A 15,252-nucleotide genomic window follows, 5' to 3' on the forward strand; every position below is an offset into this window, starting at 1 on the left:
GGCCTTCGAGGATGAGTGAGAGCAGCCTGCGCGTGGTCTGGGTGTACCCGGACCTGCTGAGCACCTACGGCGACCGGGGCAACGCCCTGGTCGTGGAGCGCCGGGCCCGCCAGCGCCACCTCAACGTGACCCGGATCGACGTCCGCTCCGACCAGGCGGTGCCCACCAGCGGGGACATCTACCTGATCGGCGGCGGCGAGGACCGCCCGCAGCGGCTCGCCGCCGAGCGGCTGCGCGGCGACTCCGGGCTCGTCCGGGCCGCCGAGAACGGCGCGATCATCTTCGCCGTCTGCGCCGGCTACCAGATCCTGGGCCACGAGTTCGTCAACGACCTCGGCGAGCGCGAGCCGGGCCTCGGCCTGCTCGACGTCTGGACCACCCGCGGCGAGGGCGCCCGCTGCGTCGGCGACGTGCTCGCCGACGTCGACCCGCGCCTGGGCCTGCCGCCGCTGACCGGTTTCGAGAACCACCAGGGCGTCACCCACCTCGGCCAGGGCGTCCAGCCGCTGGCCAACGTCACCGTCGGCCGGGGCAACGGCACCGGGGACGGCACCGAGGGCGCCTGGCGGGACACCGTCTTCGGCACCTACCTGCACGGGCCCGTGATGGCCCGCAACCCCGCCGTGGCGGACATGCTGATCAAGCTGGCGCTGGACGTGAACGCCCTGCCGCCGGCCGACACCACCTGGTACGACGCGCTGCGCGCCGAGCGCATCGCGGCCACTTCGCGCCCCGCGTAGTACGCCCCCGGGCCCGTCCGCCCCGGCCGGGTGCCCGCATCGCGGTCACCCGGTCCACGGACCGGCCCGGACGTACGACAATGGGGCTGCCGGCTGCACACCCTCCTCGGCAGCAGGCTGCAATTCCGCGCGGGGGCGCCGACGGCGCCGCTCCCGCGTCGGCTCCTGCCCGGCCGGACGCAGGAGCCGTATGCTCGACTCTCCGGCCGGTTTCGGACGTTCTGTCCGGATCGGCCGGCCCTTCACCCCACGGCCATCTCCTCGCCATCACGGTGAGGAACTGGCTCGCTACGGTGGCGGTTCGTCGTCCCAGCCTGTAGTCCGGCCGTTCCTCGGTTCTGCTCGGGAGTTGCAAAGCAATGCGTATTGGAGTGCTGACCAGCGGCGGTGACTGCCCCGGCCTGAACGCGGTGATCCGCTCCGTGGTCCACCGGGGGGTGGTCGACCACGGCGACGAGATCATCGGGTTCGAGGACGGCTGGCGCGGTTTCCTGGAGGGCGTGCACCGCCCCCTGACCCTGGATTCGGTGAGCGGCATCCTCGCCCAGGGCGGCACGATCCTCGGCTCCTCCCGGGTCCAGCCGAGCCACCTGCGCGACGGCGTCGAACGCGCCAAGCGGTACTGCGCGGACCTCGGCCTGGACGCGGTGATCCCGATCGGCGGCGAGGGCACCCTCAAGGCCGCCAAGCTGATGAGCGACGCCGGACTGCCGATCGTCGGCGTGCCGAAGACGATCGACAACGACATCGCCGCCACCGACGTCACCTTCGGCTTCGACACCGCCGTCTCGGTCGCCACCGAGGCGCTGGACCGGCTGAAGACCACCGCGGAGTCCCACCAGCGCGTCATGGTGGTCGAGGTCATGGGCCGCCACACCGGCTGGATCGCGCTCAACGCGGGCATGGCCGCCGGTGCCCACGCGATCGTCGTCCCGGAGCGCCCGTTCCACATCGACAAGCTCACCGCCGTGGTCCGCGAACGCTTCGACCGGCAGAAGAAGTTCGCGATCGTGGTCTGCGCCGAGGGCGCCAAGCCCGAGGCCGGCACCATGCACTGGGAGGAGGGCACCAAGGACATCTACGGCCACGAGCGGTTCACCGGGATCGCGACCCAGCTCTCCAGCGAGCTGGAGCACCGGCTCGGCAAGGAGGCCCGCCCGGTGATCCTCGGCCACACCCAGCGCGGCGGGACCCCGACCGCGTACGACCGGGTGCTCGCCACCCGGTTCGGCTGGCACGCCGTGGAGGCCGTCCACAAGGGCGCCTTCGGCCACATCACCGCACTGCAGGGCACCAGCATCAACCTGGTGCCGCTCGCCGAGGCCGTCGCCGAGCTGAAGACCGTGCCCCAGGAGCGCTACCTGGAGGCGGAGACGGTCCTCTGACCGCCCCCGCCCCGGCAGCCGGCCCCCGAGCACCGCTCGGGGGCCGGCTGCCGTTCCGGGCCGGCGGCCGGTCGGGGCGTCCGGGGCCGGCTGCCGGGGCGGGCCGGCGGCCGGCTCAGAACCCGGTGTCGTAGGTGTAGCGGGCGCTGTGGTCGAGCATGTCCGCCGGGGTGACGTTGTTCCACGGCTTCATGGTCTCGTTGAGGTCGACCACGTTCGCCGTACCGGCGGTCGGCAGGTAGCCGGCCGACGGGTGGGCCTTCTGCCACTCCGACCAGAGCTTGTCGATGAAGCAGTGGTGCAGCCAGAACACCGGGTCGTTGGGCGACATGCCGGTGGTCATGTGGCCGCCGACCCAGACGTGCACCCGGTTGTGCAGGTTGACCCCGCGCCAGCCCTCCAGGTTGTTGCGGAAGCCGTCCGACTGGCTGTTCCACGGCGCCGCGTCGTACGTGCCGATGGCGAGCACGCCGGTGGCCTCGGCGCGGGTCGGCAGCTGGGCGACGGCGCTGCCGAGCTGGCGCCGCAGGAAGTTGCGGCTGTCGGGCCGCACGCTCAGCGTCCAGTTGCCCGCGGAGTAGGCGAACGGCCCGGTGGTCACCTGGCCGTCACTGCTGCGGCCGTTGCCGCCCAGGAAGTCGGCCCCCCAGATCGAGGCGCCGGTGGTGCGGTCCGCCGTCCAGTCCCAGTACGGGAGGTTGACGGTGGGGTCGATCGCCTGGAGCGCCTCCTCGAACTGCAGCAGGAAGCGACGGTGCCAGGGCAGGAAGGACGGCGAGCGGTGACCGACCCGCTCGCCGTTGTCGGTGTCGCTGACGATGAAGGTGTTGTGGGTCGAGACGAACGAGTCGTAGCCACCGCTGCGCTTGAGTTCGAGCACGGCGTTGACGAAGGCGCGCTTCTCCTGGGCCGTCAGGGTCGCCTGGTTCTTGCGGACTGCCATGAGTCCCCCCTTGGGTGTGAAGTGGTCTGCCGGGTAAGGGTGTTCGGAGGTGGTGCTCAGGCGGTCGTGATCGGCACGAGGGTGGCGCCCTGCAACTCGGTGACGGCGGCGCGGGCGAGCGCGCGCGGCGTGGTGAAGGTCTGGTAGTGGTTGACGACGCTGATCCAGGTGCCGTCGGCGTTGCGCATCATGTGCAGCTCGTCGCCGTCGATCCGCACCGAGTAGCCGGCGCCGCCGTGGTGGTGGCTGCTGCCGTCGGTGACCGGGTGGCCCTGGATGCGGCGGCCCTGGAAGACCTCGTCGAAGGTGTCGGACGCGCCCGGGTCGGCGGCCGTCGCCGACTTGGTGGTCGGACCGGCGACGCCGAGGACGACGGTGCCGGCCGCCGCGGTCAGCGCGACGGCGGCTCCCTGGAGCATCCGGCGCCGGGTCAGCTCCGAGGCATGGGTGACTTCGGACATGGTGGTACCCCCTTGAGCACCCCGGCTGATGTTGGGGTGCCGTTCAGAAAGGCTTGCAGAAACGTTAATGCGAGGGGATTTCATGATCACTCTCGCTGTTTCGATGCTTCCAGGGCTGACTGACCTAGAGAACAGCCGATCGGCGGGGGTACGTACGGATGCGTCGGAATCCAGCCACCGGTCGGTCGACCACACCTCGGACGCTTCGGGAAGATCTCCCGTTTCTCCACTGAAAGATCGTCAGAACGAAATGGATCTTCACGCTGTGCAGATCCCGCGCCGAAGATCCTCCGTCCCCGACCCACCGGCGGTGACCGGCCTCACCCGGGCAGGATGGCGCGATGCGACGGCCTCCGTCCGGCCGCCCCCGGCCCCCGTGGCCGAAGTGCGCAGGCCCCCGGCACGCCGTACCCCGCCCGCCGCGGACCGCTCGGTAGCGTGAGGGGATGGAGATCCTCGCCTACGGCGTCCAACAAGATGAACGGCCCCTGCTGGAGAAGGCCTTCGCCGAGCGGCACGTCCTTCGCAGCCTGGCGGTGTTCCTCAACCACGACACGGCCCCGCTGGCCACCGGCTACCCCGTCGTCAGCAGCAGCGTCAACGACGTCCTCGACGCCGGCACGCTCACGCTCCTCGCGGCGGGCGGCACCGAGCTGATCGCCCAACGCTCCACCGGCTTCAACAACATCGACCTGGAGGCCGCCGCCGAGCTCGGCCTCACCGTCGCCAGAGTCTCCTTCTACAGCCCGTACGCCGTCGCCGAGCACGCGTGGGGCCTGGCGCTCGCCGTGAACCGCCGGCTGACCCGGGCCGCGAGCCGCAGCCGCGAGTTCGACTTCCGCCTCGACGGGCTGCTCGGCCGTGACATCCACGGCATGACCGTCGGCGTCATCGGCACCGGCAAGATCGGCGAGTGCTTCGCCCGGATCGCCCACGGCTTCGGCACCGAACTCCTCGGGTGGGACCTCGCCCCCAATCCGGCCTGCACCGAACTCGGCATGAAATACACGGACCTGGACGAGCTCCTGACCCGGTCCGACCTGATCAGCCTGCACGTCCCGCTGCTCCCCGCCACCCACCACCTCATCGACGCCGCCGCCCTGGCCCGCATGAAGGACGACGCGATCCTCGTCAACTCCAGCCGCGGCGGCCTCGTCGACACCGCCGCCCTGGTCGAGACCCTGCGCGCCGGGCGGCTCTCCGGCGTCGGCCTCGACGTCTACGAGGAGGAGACCGGCGTCTTCTTCTACGACCGCTCCGTCGAAGGAATCAGCGACGACACCCTCGCCCGGCTCGTCACCTTCCCCCAAGTCCTGGTCACCTCCCACCAGGCCTACTTCACCCGCACCGCCGTCGGCCAGATCATCGACGCCACCGTCCGCAACGTCGAGGACCACGAAGCCGGCCGCACCAACGAGAACACCCTCGTCCCCCGGCCCTGAGGCCGCCCGGAGCCACCGGCGGACCGCGGGTCCGACGACTCCCCCGGAAGGGGCACTCGCCTATCCTTATTGCTTATAGTTCGCAATTGCGGATTCAGAGCAAGAAGGAGCGGGCTCATGACGGGATCGCCGGTGGTACTCGGGATCGAGTCGTCCTGCGACGAGACCGGGGCCGGGCTGGTGCGCAACGGCGTGCTGCTGGGCCACGCGGTGGCATCGTCCATGGACGAACACGCCCGCTACGGCGGCGTGGTGCCCGAGATCGCCGCCCGTGCGCACGTGCACGCCATGGTCCCGGTGGTCGGCGAGGCCCTCGACCGGGCCGGGCTGACGCTCTCCGACATCGGGGCCGTCGCCGTCACCACCGGCCCCGGCCTGTCCGGCGCGCTCCAGGTCGGCGTGGCCGCCGCGAAGGGCTACGCCTTCTCCCTCGGCGTCCCCCTCCACGGCGTCCACCACCTCGCCGGCCACGTCGCCGCCGCGACGCTCGACGGCGGCCCGCTCCCGAACCCGAGCATCGTCCTCATCGTCTCCGGCGGGCACACCTCCCTGCTGCTCGTCCGCGACCTCGCCCGCGACCCGATCGTCCACCTCGGCGACACCCTCGACGACGCGGCCGGCGAGTGCTTCGACAAGGTCGCCCGGGTCCTGCGCCTGCCCTACCCCGGCGGCCCCGCCATCGACCTCGCCGCCCGCGACGGCAACCCGGCGGCCGTCCGGCTCCCCCGCCCGCTGAGCGGACCGAACGACCCCCCGTACGCCTTCTCCTTCTCCGGCCTCAAGACCGCCGCCGCCCGCTGGGTCGAGGCGCAGCGCGCCGCCGGCGGCGAACCGCACGTCCCCGATGCGGCCGCCGCCCTCCAGGAGGCGATCGCCGACACCCTGACCCGCAAGGCCGTCCGCGCCTGCACCGACCACGGCATCTCCACCCTGGTCGTGGTCGGCGGCGTCGCCGCCAACTCCCGCATCCGCGCCCTCACCGAACAGCGCTGCGCCGCCGCCGGCATCACCCTGCGCGTCCCGGCCCTGCGCCTGTGCACCGACAACGGCGCGATGGTCGCCGCCATCGGCGACCTGCTCGTCCGGTCCGGCGCCGAACCCGCACCGATGGACCTGTCGATCGACCCCTCGGCCCCCCTGGAGTACGCCGCCCTCACCCCGCTCGCCGCCGCCCGGGCCGCCTGACCCGAACGGCGCACGCCACCGCATCCGGCTCCGCGACACCGGCGCCAGCGCCGAAGTGGCGCTCCCCGGGGCGACCGGCGCATGCCCGGCCCGGCCGCATCCGGTCGCCCCGGCCGGGGCCGTGACCGCCGCTCGGACCAGCCCTAGGAGGCGGTCTGCTGCGGGTCCCGGCCCGCCCCGGCGACCCGGGCCGCAGTCGCGCAGACGCGTCGCAGCAGGGAGTTCAGCTGGGTGCGCTCACCCCTCGTCAAGGACGCCAGCAGGTCGTGCTGCGCGGCGGCCGCCTCGCCGTGCAGCAGCTCCAGCGCCGTCTCCCCGGCCGAGGTGAGCGTCACCACCTCGTGCCGGCCGCCGACCTGGACGAAGAGGGACTGCACCAGACCGGCCGACTGCAGGTCGTCGAGGGTGCGGGTGGCGTCGGCCGCGGGCACCTGGAGCCGGGCGGCGAGATCGAGCCGGGCGTGCGGGCCCAGCCGGGCCAGCGTCGACAGGACCGTCAGGTGGACCGGGCTCATCCCGCGGTCCTCCAGGCGCCTCGCCAGCAGCGAGTCGGCCGCCCTGCCCGCCTCCGACAGCAGGAAGACGGTCTGCTCGAAGGGACTCGACGAGCCCTTCCTCCGGTCGTACACGCCGCATCCAATCGCTGGGGAGGGCCACACCACCTCCGGCCGGGGCAACGGCCACCACCGACGCATGCCACGCTGCCGTGCACCGGGCACGGAGGCGCCCGGGGGCCACGCGCACGCGACGCGCGGCACCGGCACCGCTCGCGGCGCAGACCCAGCCCCACCATAGCCGCGCGCGGGCGTTCGGTCTACATCGATGTCGTCGGCCGGGGCGGCCCCGCACCGGCGCTCACAACCCCCGTCACACCGGCCCCGGGCGGGCTTGATCATCACGAAAGAAGAACAAGCCCTCGATCCTCTTGTGAATGCAATTTCACATTACTATGTTACATCTCACATGAACCGCAGGACCGGGCTCCACCCCCCCACAGGTGGCTCCCGACCCACCGACGGCACCCACCCCTGCCCCGATCCGGCGCGGCCCCGCACCCACGGCCGTGAACCGGCGCCGTGAACCCGGCGCCCACCGGCACCGGGCCCAGCAGCAACCGGCGCAACCCCGCACCGCCCACTTCCTCCCCTCAGGAGCACCGGTGTCCACTCCCCCTGCCACGCGCAGAGTCCTGCTCGCCGCCGTCCTGGCGGCCGGCCTCACGCTGCCCGCCCTGCAGAGCGCGTACGCCCACACGCCCGCCGCCCCTGCGGCGGCCCCGGCCGCCACCCCGGCCCCCACCGCCACGGCGGACGCCCCGGAGCGGACCGCCTACGACGAGGCCGCCCACCTCGGCGACGCCGTCGCCCGGCCGGGCGGAGCCGCCCCGGCACCCGGCGGCGGCTCGCTGGGCGACTCCCTGATCCCCGGCCTGCTGGCCGACCGGGCCGGAGCACCCGCGCCGACGGCCGATCAGATCGCCTCCGAAACCGCCGGGTTGCCCGCCGCCGCCACGGCGGCCGGCGTGCCGTGCACCGTCGACGGCATGACCGGGCTGGGCCCGGACCAGCTGGTCGCCTTCCTCACCGACCCGGCGGTCACCGCCGACGGCTGCCTCAAGGCGTTCCTCTGGACGTGGGACGCGCGCTTCGCCACCAGCATGGACGACGCGCACGTGCGGGCCGTCGCCGACCGGATCACCGGGCTGTCCGCCACCGACGACGGCAGCGGCGGCTCGCACCTCTACGAGCTGTGGACGTTCCTGCACGCGACCGTCTTCCACGACTTCGGCCACGGCGAGATCGACATCACCGATGCCGCGACGCTCGCCTCGGTCCAGCGCGCGATCACGGCGTACAGCGCCAACCCGCACGCCTTCGATCCCACCGACGCCGCCGCGGCGATCCTGCGCGAGGCGGCCATCACCGCCGGCAGCGACGGGCTGCGCGCGCAGAACCTCGACCTCGCCCGCCGGATCCTGGGCGCCCTCGCCCCGGGCACGAGCGTCGCCGGCAGCGCCCAGTGGAGCAAGGCCGTCCTCCAGGCGCTGAACCTCAACTACCTCGGCATCCGCAACCAGGACCAGGCGTTCCTGACGGCCGTCGCCGCCGACCCCCAGTACCGCGCCGCCTTCCGGGCTTTCGCCTCCTACGGCCACCTCAAGGGCACCACCACCGCCTGGGCCGCCCGCGACGCGATGGCCGAGTACGGCCGCTTCGGCCAGATACCCGCCCTGCGCGACGCCGTCGTGGCCGATCTCGGCCCGCTGCTGGACACCGCCAGGACCACCTTCGGTGAGTACTCCGACCCGTGGACCAAGCTCATCGGCTGGGCCGCCTACTTCGGCGTGTGCGAGCAGTACGGCGTCTGCATCAGCCAGTTGGAGGACCGGCTCTTCCCGAACACCTACCGCTACGACAACGGCGCGATCGAAGTCCGCACCGCCCTCGACAAGGCCACCGTCGACCAGATGTACTACGCGGGCCAGCAGGTCAAGAGCCAGTTCTTCCGCGTACTCGGCACCGACAAGCCGCTGGCCGGGGACACCAACGCCACGCTGCACATCCACCTCTACGCCTCGCGCGCCGACTACGAGGTCTACCAGCCCGTCCTGACCGGCTACTCGACCGCCAACGGCGGCATGTACATCGAGCGCGGCGCCACCTTCTACACCTACCAGCGCCGGGTGCCGCAGGACTCCCAGCTCACGCTGGAGGAGCTGTTCCGCCACGAGTACGTCCACTACCTGAACGGCCGCTGGGCGACCCCCGGCTACTTCAACGACCCGCGCTGGTACGCCGACAGCATGACCACCGCGATGGACGAGGGCACCGCCGAGTTCTTCGACGGTGCCACCCGGGACCAGGGGATCCTGGTCCGCAAGTCCCTCGTCCGCAAGCTCGCCGCCGACGAGGCCAAGGGCATCCCGCGGCTGACCGTCGACCAGCTGCTGCACGCCTCCTACGACTCCACCCCGGCGTTCCACTTCTACAACTACGCCGGCACCTTCTTCGAGTTCCTCTGGGGGGCGCACCCCACGCTGGTCCGCGAGATGTACGACCTCCAGCGGGCCGACGACCCGGCCGGCTACAACGCCTGGCGCACCCGCCTGGGCGCCGACACCGCGCTGCAGGCCGAGTACGACGCCTTCCTCGACGCCCGGATCCGCGAGGCCGACAGCCTCTACGTGCCGTCCACGACCTTCACCCCCAACGGGTCGCTGGACTTCGCCTGGCCCACCGAGGTCCGGGACGCCATCGCCGCCGCCACCCAGAACACCCCGGTGTGCAAGGACAACGGCGACTGGGACAACAAGCCGATGCGGTTCACCTGCACCGGCCGGATCACCGCCAACCTCGCCGACGCCGGCAACCCCGACCAGGTGTTCAAGGACATGTCCGGCACCGTCGACTACTTCATCCTGACCCGGACCAAGAACGTCGCCGGTGCCAACAACCTGAACGACATGAACTGCTTCTTCGGCAAGGTCGACATCTGGACCGGCGGCCGCGCCGGCACCAGCGACTACACCTGCGAGGGGCCGCTGCGCCGGTAACGGCACCGCCGGGCCTCCTCCCGCGCACCGCCTCCGCGCAGCACCTCCCGCACACCACCTCCGCTCCCGCGCCCGCCGTGGCCCCCTCCCCGCCCCGGCCGCGCACCGCGGAGCCGCGCGCCACCCGCGCGCGCCGTCCGACCGGGCCCCGAACCCCGCGTCGGTCCGACCGGGGCGATCCCTCGCTCCGGTCCGCATGCCCGGTCGTCTGCCGCCTCCCCACCCCCGGCAGCCGCCGCACACCCCACACCCCCACACACCCACCGGAAGGTCCGTCTTGACCCCCACACCGTCCGTCCGCAACACCCTGCTCGCCGCCGCCCTGACCGCCGCCCTCGCGGTGCCGCTCGTCCAGAGCGCCCAGGCCGCCGCGCCTTCGGCATCCGTCACCGCCGCACCCGTCACCGCGGCCGCCGGTGCCTCGGCCGGCCTCGCCCCCGCCGGCACCGACCAGGCCGCGCACCGGGCCGCGCCCGGCGGGGCGTCCTCGGCCGGCCCGCAGGGCTGGCCCGGCGCGGCCGCGCTCCAGCCGACCACCGGCGCCCAGCCCGGTGACCCGGCCGGCGCGGGGCTCGCGGCCGTCGCCGACCAGCCCACGGCCTGCACCCCCGAGGCGTTCACCGCCCTCGGCCCGGCGGCGCTCGCCGACTTCCTCAGCGACCGCGGCCACACCTACCAGGACTGCCTGCGCCCGCTGCTGGTCAATTGGAACGTTCAAACCGCCAAGGTGATGACGCCCGCCCACATCCAGGCGGTCGCCGACCGGATCACCGCCCTCGCACCGCGCTTCGACAGCGCCAACAACCTGAACCAGCAGGAGCTCTGGTACTTCCTGCACGTCGCCGTCCTGTTCGACTTCTCGCACAGCGAGATCGACATCTCCGACGCGAACAGCGTCGCCGCCGTCGACCGGGCCATCCGCGCCTACACCGCCAACTCCCGGGTGTTCGAGCCGACCACCACCAACGGCGACACCATGGGCGAGCTGCTCCAGACCAGCACCGCACCCGGCCTGCGGGTGGCACGCCTCCCCCTGGTCAAGCAGGTCCTCCGGTCGTTCGCCCCCGGCAGTCCGGTCATCGGCGACCGGGGCTGGAACTGGGCCGTCCAGGGCGCCCTCCAGATCAACTTCCAGGGCATCGGCAACGTCGGCGAGGACCCGCAGGGGCTCTTCCGCGCCGCCGTCGCCGCCGACGCCGACTACCGCGCGGCCTTCCGGGCCTACGCCGGCTACACCCACCTCAAGGGCACCACGAGCGAGTGGGCCGCCGCCGACGCGATGCTGGAGTACGGGCGCTTCGCCTCGATCGGCGCCCTCAAGGCCGAGCTGACCAGGGACCTCGGCCCGGCCATCCAGCAGGCCGCCGCCGTCTTCGGCCGGATGAGCCGCCCGTGGGCCAACCTCGCCGGCCCGGTCAACGACCTCGGCCTCTGTGGCCAGTACGGCGCCTGCCGGGCCGACCTGATCCGCGAGGTCTTCCCCAACACCTACACGTACGACAACGGCTCGCTCGTCGTGCGGACCGCCCTCGACAAGGCCACCGCCGACCAGCTGTACTACGCCACCAAGCAGGTCAAGGCCCAGTTCTTCCGCGTCCTCGGCACCGACCAGCCGCTCGCCGACGACACCCACCCCACCCTGACCGTCCAGCTGTACGACACCAAGGCCAACTACCAGGCCTTCCAGTCCCTGTTCTTCGGGATCGGCGACGTCAACAACGGCGGCATGTTCATCGAGGAGCAGTCCACCTTCTACACCTACCAGCGCACCACCGCGGAGTCCTACTTCAGCCTGGAGGAGCTGTTCCGCCACGAGTACACCCACTACCTGAACGCCCGCTGGGCGATCCCCGAGTCCGGCTACACCACCCGTTGGCCCGGCGCCGCGACCTTCGCCATGAACGAGGGCACCGCCGAGTACTTCGCCGGCTCCACCAGCAAGGACGGCGTCAAGGCCCGCAAGTACATGGTCCGCCAGGTCGGCTGGGACGACCAGGCCGGCACCCCCCGGCTGACCGTGGACCAGGTCCTCCACGCCACCTGGGAGAACCAGGGCTTCCGCGCCTACCCGTACGCGGCGACGTTCTTCAACCTGCTCGGCGAGAAGCACCCCGACCAGCTGGCCGAGATGTACCGGCTGCTGCGCGCCGACGACCGGGCCGGGTACGACGCCTGGCGCGACCGCCTCGGCCGGGACGCCGCCCTCCAGCGCGAGTACACGGCCTTCCTCGACGCGGAGATCCCGCTCGCCGACTCGCTCTACGTCCCGGCGACCAGCTACACCCCCAACGGGTCGCTGGACTACGCCTGGGCCACCGAGGTGCAGGCCGCCTTCGCCGCCGCGACCCAGAACACCCCGGTGTGCAAGGACAACGGCGACTGGAACAACAAGATGCGGTTCACCTGCACGGGGCGGATCACCGCCAACCTCACCAACACCGCCGACGCCGGCCAGGTGCGCAAGGACATGGCCGGCACCGTCGACTACTACCTGCTCGCCCGCGGCGGCGCCGCGGCCGACAACCTCGCCGACATGAACTGCTGGTTCGGCAAGGTCGACGTCTGGCCCACCGGCAAGGCCGGCTCCGCGGAATACACCTGCGAGGGTCCGCTGCGCCGGTAGCCCCCGTCCGTGCGGGTGGGGTCCGGACCGTTCCGGGCCCCACCCGCCGGGCACCGCCCCGGCTCCCCGGACAACGGGGAGCCGGTCGTCAGGCCGCGACGAGGGCCAGCGCGTCGGCGTTCCAGTCCGCGCGCCGGAGGTCCTTCAGCAGCTCGGAGGGCGGCACGGTCACCACCGTGCAGACGGCGTGCGCCTGGCAGTGCCTGGTCACCGAGGGCCGCAGGATCCGCGGCAGCCGCCCGCGCCGCCCGGCGCCCACCACCAGCAGGTCGTCCGGCCGGTCGGCGACGGCCACCAGGGCCCGTCCGGCGTCGGCCCGCAGCACCATCGGCGTGACCCGGAGGCCGGCGGGGTACCCGCCGAAGGCCTGCTCGAACGCCGCGTCGAGCCGGTCGTGGGCCGCCCGGGCCCAGAGCTCGGCCAGCTGGGGGCACGGGTGCGCGCGGTAGGCCGGCTCACCGCCGACCGGGGTCCAGGCGATCACCGGGACGAGCACCGCGTCGCGGAGGAGGGCCTCCTCGACCGCGCGGTGCAGGGCGGCCAGGTTGGCCAGTGATCCGCTGATTCCGACGACAACCCGAGTACCCTCGGCCATGACGCTCATCTTCCTTCGATTCATAGGTGATAGCGGGATACTAGCCGATACATAACATGCCCATCAAGCCGAATCGCCTGGGATCGCCAAAGCTGACCTCCGGCGGCCATCGCCGGTCGGACCGCGGTCGGACCGCGGCCGGACGGTGGGCCGCCCGCGAACGAGCCGGGGCCCGCACCGCGCCCGGCACCCGGCGCGACGGCCGGACACGCCCCGGCCGAGGGGGCGGGGGAAGCGCCGGGGTAAGGCCCGCCTAGGCTGTTGCCCGAAGCAAAACGGGCGAACCGGACCCACCCAGGGGCCGCGCAGAGGGAAAGCAGGACCCGCCGATGGGCGACGGAATGTCAGGCATGCACCACCACGGCGGAATGACGGAACTGGGACCGTTCTCCCTCTCCAACGTCATGACCTGGTCCCCCGACTGGGTGTTCCTGATCGGCAGCCTGGCCGCCCTCGCGCTGTACGGCGCGGGCGTCGTGAGGCTGTACCGGCGCGGCGACCGCTGGCCGATCGGGCGGACCGTCGGCTGGGTGGCGGGCACCGGTTCGGTGATCCTGGTCACCTGCACCGGGCTGAACGACTACGGCATGGTGCTGTTCAGTGCGCACATGATGCAGCACATGGTGCTCTCCATGCTCTCGCCGATCCTGCTGCTGCTCGGCGCGCCGATCACGCTGGCCCTGCGGGCGCTGCGCCCGGCCGGCAAGGGCCGCCCGCGCGGGCCGCGCGAGCTGCTGGTGGCCCTGCTGCACAGCACCTACGTGAAGGTGATCTCGCACCCGGGCTTCACCATCCCGCTGTTCATCGCGAGCCTGTACGGGGTCTACTTCACCTCGCTGTTCGACTTCCTCATGCAGTACCGGCTCGGCCACATCTTCATGATGGTGCACTTCCTGGCCGCCGGGCTGGCGTTCTTCTGGCCGATCATGGGCGTCGACCCGGGCCCGCACCGGCCCGGCCACGTCATGCGGATCATCGAGCTGTTCATGGGGATGCCGTTCCACGCCTTCTTCGGCGTCGCGGTCATGATGGCCAGCCACCCGCTGGTGACGACCTTCACCGAGGAGACGGCACCGCCCGGGACGAAACTGCTGGACGACCAGAAACTGGCCGGCGGCATCACCTGGGCGTTCGGCGAGATCCCGACCGCGATCGTGCTGATCGCGCTGGTCTACCAGTGGATGCGCTCCGAGCAGCGGGTGTCCCGCCGCCGGGACCGCGCCGAGGAGCGCAGCGGCGACGCCGAGCTGGCGGCGTACAACGCATACCTGGCCTCGCTGGACAAGCGCGGCCGGCGCCCGACACCTGCCCCTACCCCGGCCCCGGCGGCCGACGCCGGCTGAGCCCCGGCCGGCCCGGCGGCCGGACAGCCGCAGCACGGAGCCCCTGCCCGACCGGGCGGGGGTTCCGTCGTTCCCGGAGCCGGCCGGGCCACCCCGGTCCCGGCCGGACCGGACCTGGAAGGCTCAGGCGGCCGCCGGCCCGCCCGCGCCGACCTGCCGGGCGAGGCCGGCCACCAGGATGTCCAGGCCGAAGTCGAAGCGCTCGTCCCCGACGTTGCGGGTCAGCGCGCCCGCCATCGAGGTGATCATCGGGTACCGGTCGGCCGGGATCGTACCGAAGTAGTCCCGTACCCGGTCGGTGTACTCCTGGGAGTTCCCGCCACCGCGGGTGGACACCTCGAAGGTGGTCGCCGTGGTGTACAGCCCGAGCAGGTCGACCCCGTACGCGGCGGTCTGCTCGTCGAGCCCCCCCGCCCGCAGGATGCCGAGCATGGCCTCCGCGACGTCCATGGCGTGCGGGGTGGTCGGCACGTTCGCCACCACGGCGGCCCTGGCCAGGTCGCGGTGGCCGAGCAGGACGTCCCGGGAGCGGCGCATCAGCCGCTTGATCTGCTCCTGCCAGTCGGCCTCGTCGGGCTGCTCCAGCTCGATCTCGGAGTAGGCCAGGTCGAGGACGAGCTCGACCAGCTCCTCCTTGCTGCCGACGTGCGCGTAGAGGCTGGCCGCGCCGGTGCCGAGCTCCTGGCCGACCCGGCGCATGCTCAGCGCGTCCATGCCCTCGGCGTCGACGATCCGCAGCGCCGCCTCGACGATCCGCTCGCGGCTCAGCGGCCGGCGCCTGGGCGCGCCGCCCTCCTTCTCCTGCCAGTGCGCCGACCAGCTCGGACGTGGGGCGGCACTGGTCATGGGGGCTCCTTCGGCGGTCGGCGACGGGACCCACACTACTTGACACGAACACCGTTCCATGGGAGAACACTGTTCGTTAAAGAAAACAGTGTTCGTCCAGGCGAACGCCGTTCGCCCACTCCGACCGTACGGAGAC

12 protein-coding genes are annotated in these 15,252 nt (G+C 72.4%); 7 read left to right on the forward strand and 5 right to left on the reverse strand.

Annotated elements, in window-relative coordinates; genetic code table 11:
• Positions 1-11: 11 nt before the first annotated feature.
• Complete coding sequence (locus OH807_RS07370) at positions 12-740, forward strand: type 1 glutamine amidotransferase (protein WP_406195367.1); 729 nt, start codon at positions 12-14, stop codon at positions 738-740.
• A gap of 359 nt (positions 741-1,099) precedes the next feature.
• The gene (locus tag OH807_RS07375; RefSeq protein ID WP_406195370.1) at positions 1,100-2,125 is read left to right on the forward strand and encodes a 6-phosphofructokinase; all 1,026 of its coding nucleotides are present in this window, start codon (positions 1,100-1,102) and stop codon (positions 2,123-2,125) included.
• Positions 2,126-2,240: 115 nt separating this feature from the next.
• On the opposite strand, the gene OH807_RS07380 is transcribed toward OH807_RS07375, so the two are convergent.
• Together OH807_RS07380 and OH807_RS07385 are read right to left on the reverse strand one after the other, a co-directional pair.
• Positions 2,241-3,068, reverse strand: coding sequence for a tyrosinase family protein (locus OH807_RS07380; protein WP_406195373.1), 828 nt, complete (start codon positions 3,066-3,068; stop codon positions 2,241-2,243).
• A gap of 56 nt (positions 3,069-3,124) precedes the next feature.
• A complete protein-coding gene (locus tag OH807_RS07385; protein WP_406195374.1) occupies positions 3,125-3,529 on the reverse strand; it encodes a tyrosinase cofactor in 405 nt (134 codons plus the stop codon).
• Positions 3,530-3,975: 446 nt separating this feature from the next.
• On the opposite strand from OH807_RS07385, the gene OH807_RS07390 reads away from it, so the two are divergent.
• Positions 3,976-4,971: a 2-hydroxyacid dehydrogenase gene (locus OH807_RS07390; protein ID WP_406195376.1), complete on the forward strand. Its 996-nt coding sequence runs from the start codon at positions 3,976-3,978 to the stop codon at positions 4,969-4,971.
• A gap of 117 nt (positions 4,972-5,088) precedes the next feature.
• Positions 5,089-6,156, forward strand: a complete 1,068-nt coding sequence (tsaD, locus tag OH807_RS07395; RefSeq protein WP_406195378.1) for a tRNA (adenosine(37)-N6)-threonylcarbamoyltransferase complex transferase subunit TsaD — start codon at positions 5,089-5,091, stop codon at positions 6,154-6,156.
• Positions 6,157-6,299: 143 nt separating this feature from the next.
• Here the strand turns inward: tsaD and OH807_RS07400 are convergent, their stop codons facing one another.
• Positions 6,300-6,785 carry a MarR family winged helix-turn-helix transcriptional regulator gene (locus OH807_RS07400; RefSeq protein WP_406195381.1) on the reverse strand — a complete coding sequence of 162 codons (486 nt, stop codon included), beginning with the start codon at positions 6,783-6,785 and terminating at the stop codon, positions 6,300-6,302.
• Positions 6,786-7,315: 530 nt separating this feature from the next.
• On the opposite strand from OH807_RS07400, the gene OH807_RS07405 reads away from it, so the two are divergent.
• Positions 7,316-9,709, forward strand: coding sequence for a collagenase (locus OH807_RS07405; RefSeq protein WP_406195384.1), 2,394 nt, complete (start codon positions 7,316-7,318; stop codon positions 9,707-9,709).
• Positions 9,710-9,986: 277 nt separating this feature from the next.
• Entirely contained in the window at positions 9,987-12,332 is a 2,346-nt protein-coding gene (locus tag OH807_RS07410; protein WP_406195386.1) for a collagenase, read from the forward strand.
• Between the two features lie 88 nt (positions 12,333-12,420).
• Here OH807_RS07410 and OH807_RS07415 read toward each other — a convergent pair whose 3' ends face one another.
• A complete protein-coding gene (locus OH807_RS07415; protein WP_406195388.1) occupies positions 12,421-12,927 on the reverse strand; it encodes a universal stress protein in 507 nt (168 codons plus the stop codon).
• 350 nt (positions 12,928-13,277) lie between these two features.
• Between OH807_RS07415 and OH807_RS07420 the strand changes: the two genes are divergently transcribed.
• Positions 13,278-14,270: a cytochrome c oxidase assembly protein gene (locus OH807_RS07420; protein WP_406195391.1), complete on the forward strand. Its 993-nt coding sequence runs from the start codon at positions 13,278-13,280 to the stop codon at positions 14,268-14,270.
• Positions 14,271-14,393: 123 nt separating this feature from the next.
• On the opposite strand, the gene OH807_RS07425 is transcribed toward OH807_RS07420, so the two are convergent.
• Positions 14,394-15,116 carry a TetR/AcrR family transcriptional regulator gene (locus tag OH807_RS07425; RefSeq protein WP_406195394.1) on the reverse strand — a complete coding sequence of 241 codons (723 nt, stop codon included), beginning with the start codon at positions 15,114-15,116 and terminating at the stop codon, positions 14,394-14,396.
• Positions 15,117-15,252: the final 136 nt, after the last annotated feature.

This window comes from Kitasatospora sp. NBC_01560, from assembly GCF_045208415.1.
Taxonomy (GTDB): domain Bacteria; phylum Actinomycetota; class Actinomycetes; order Streptomycetales; family Streptomycetaceae; genus Kitasatospora.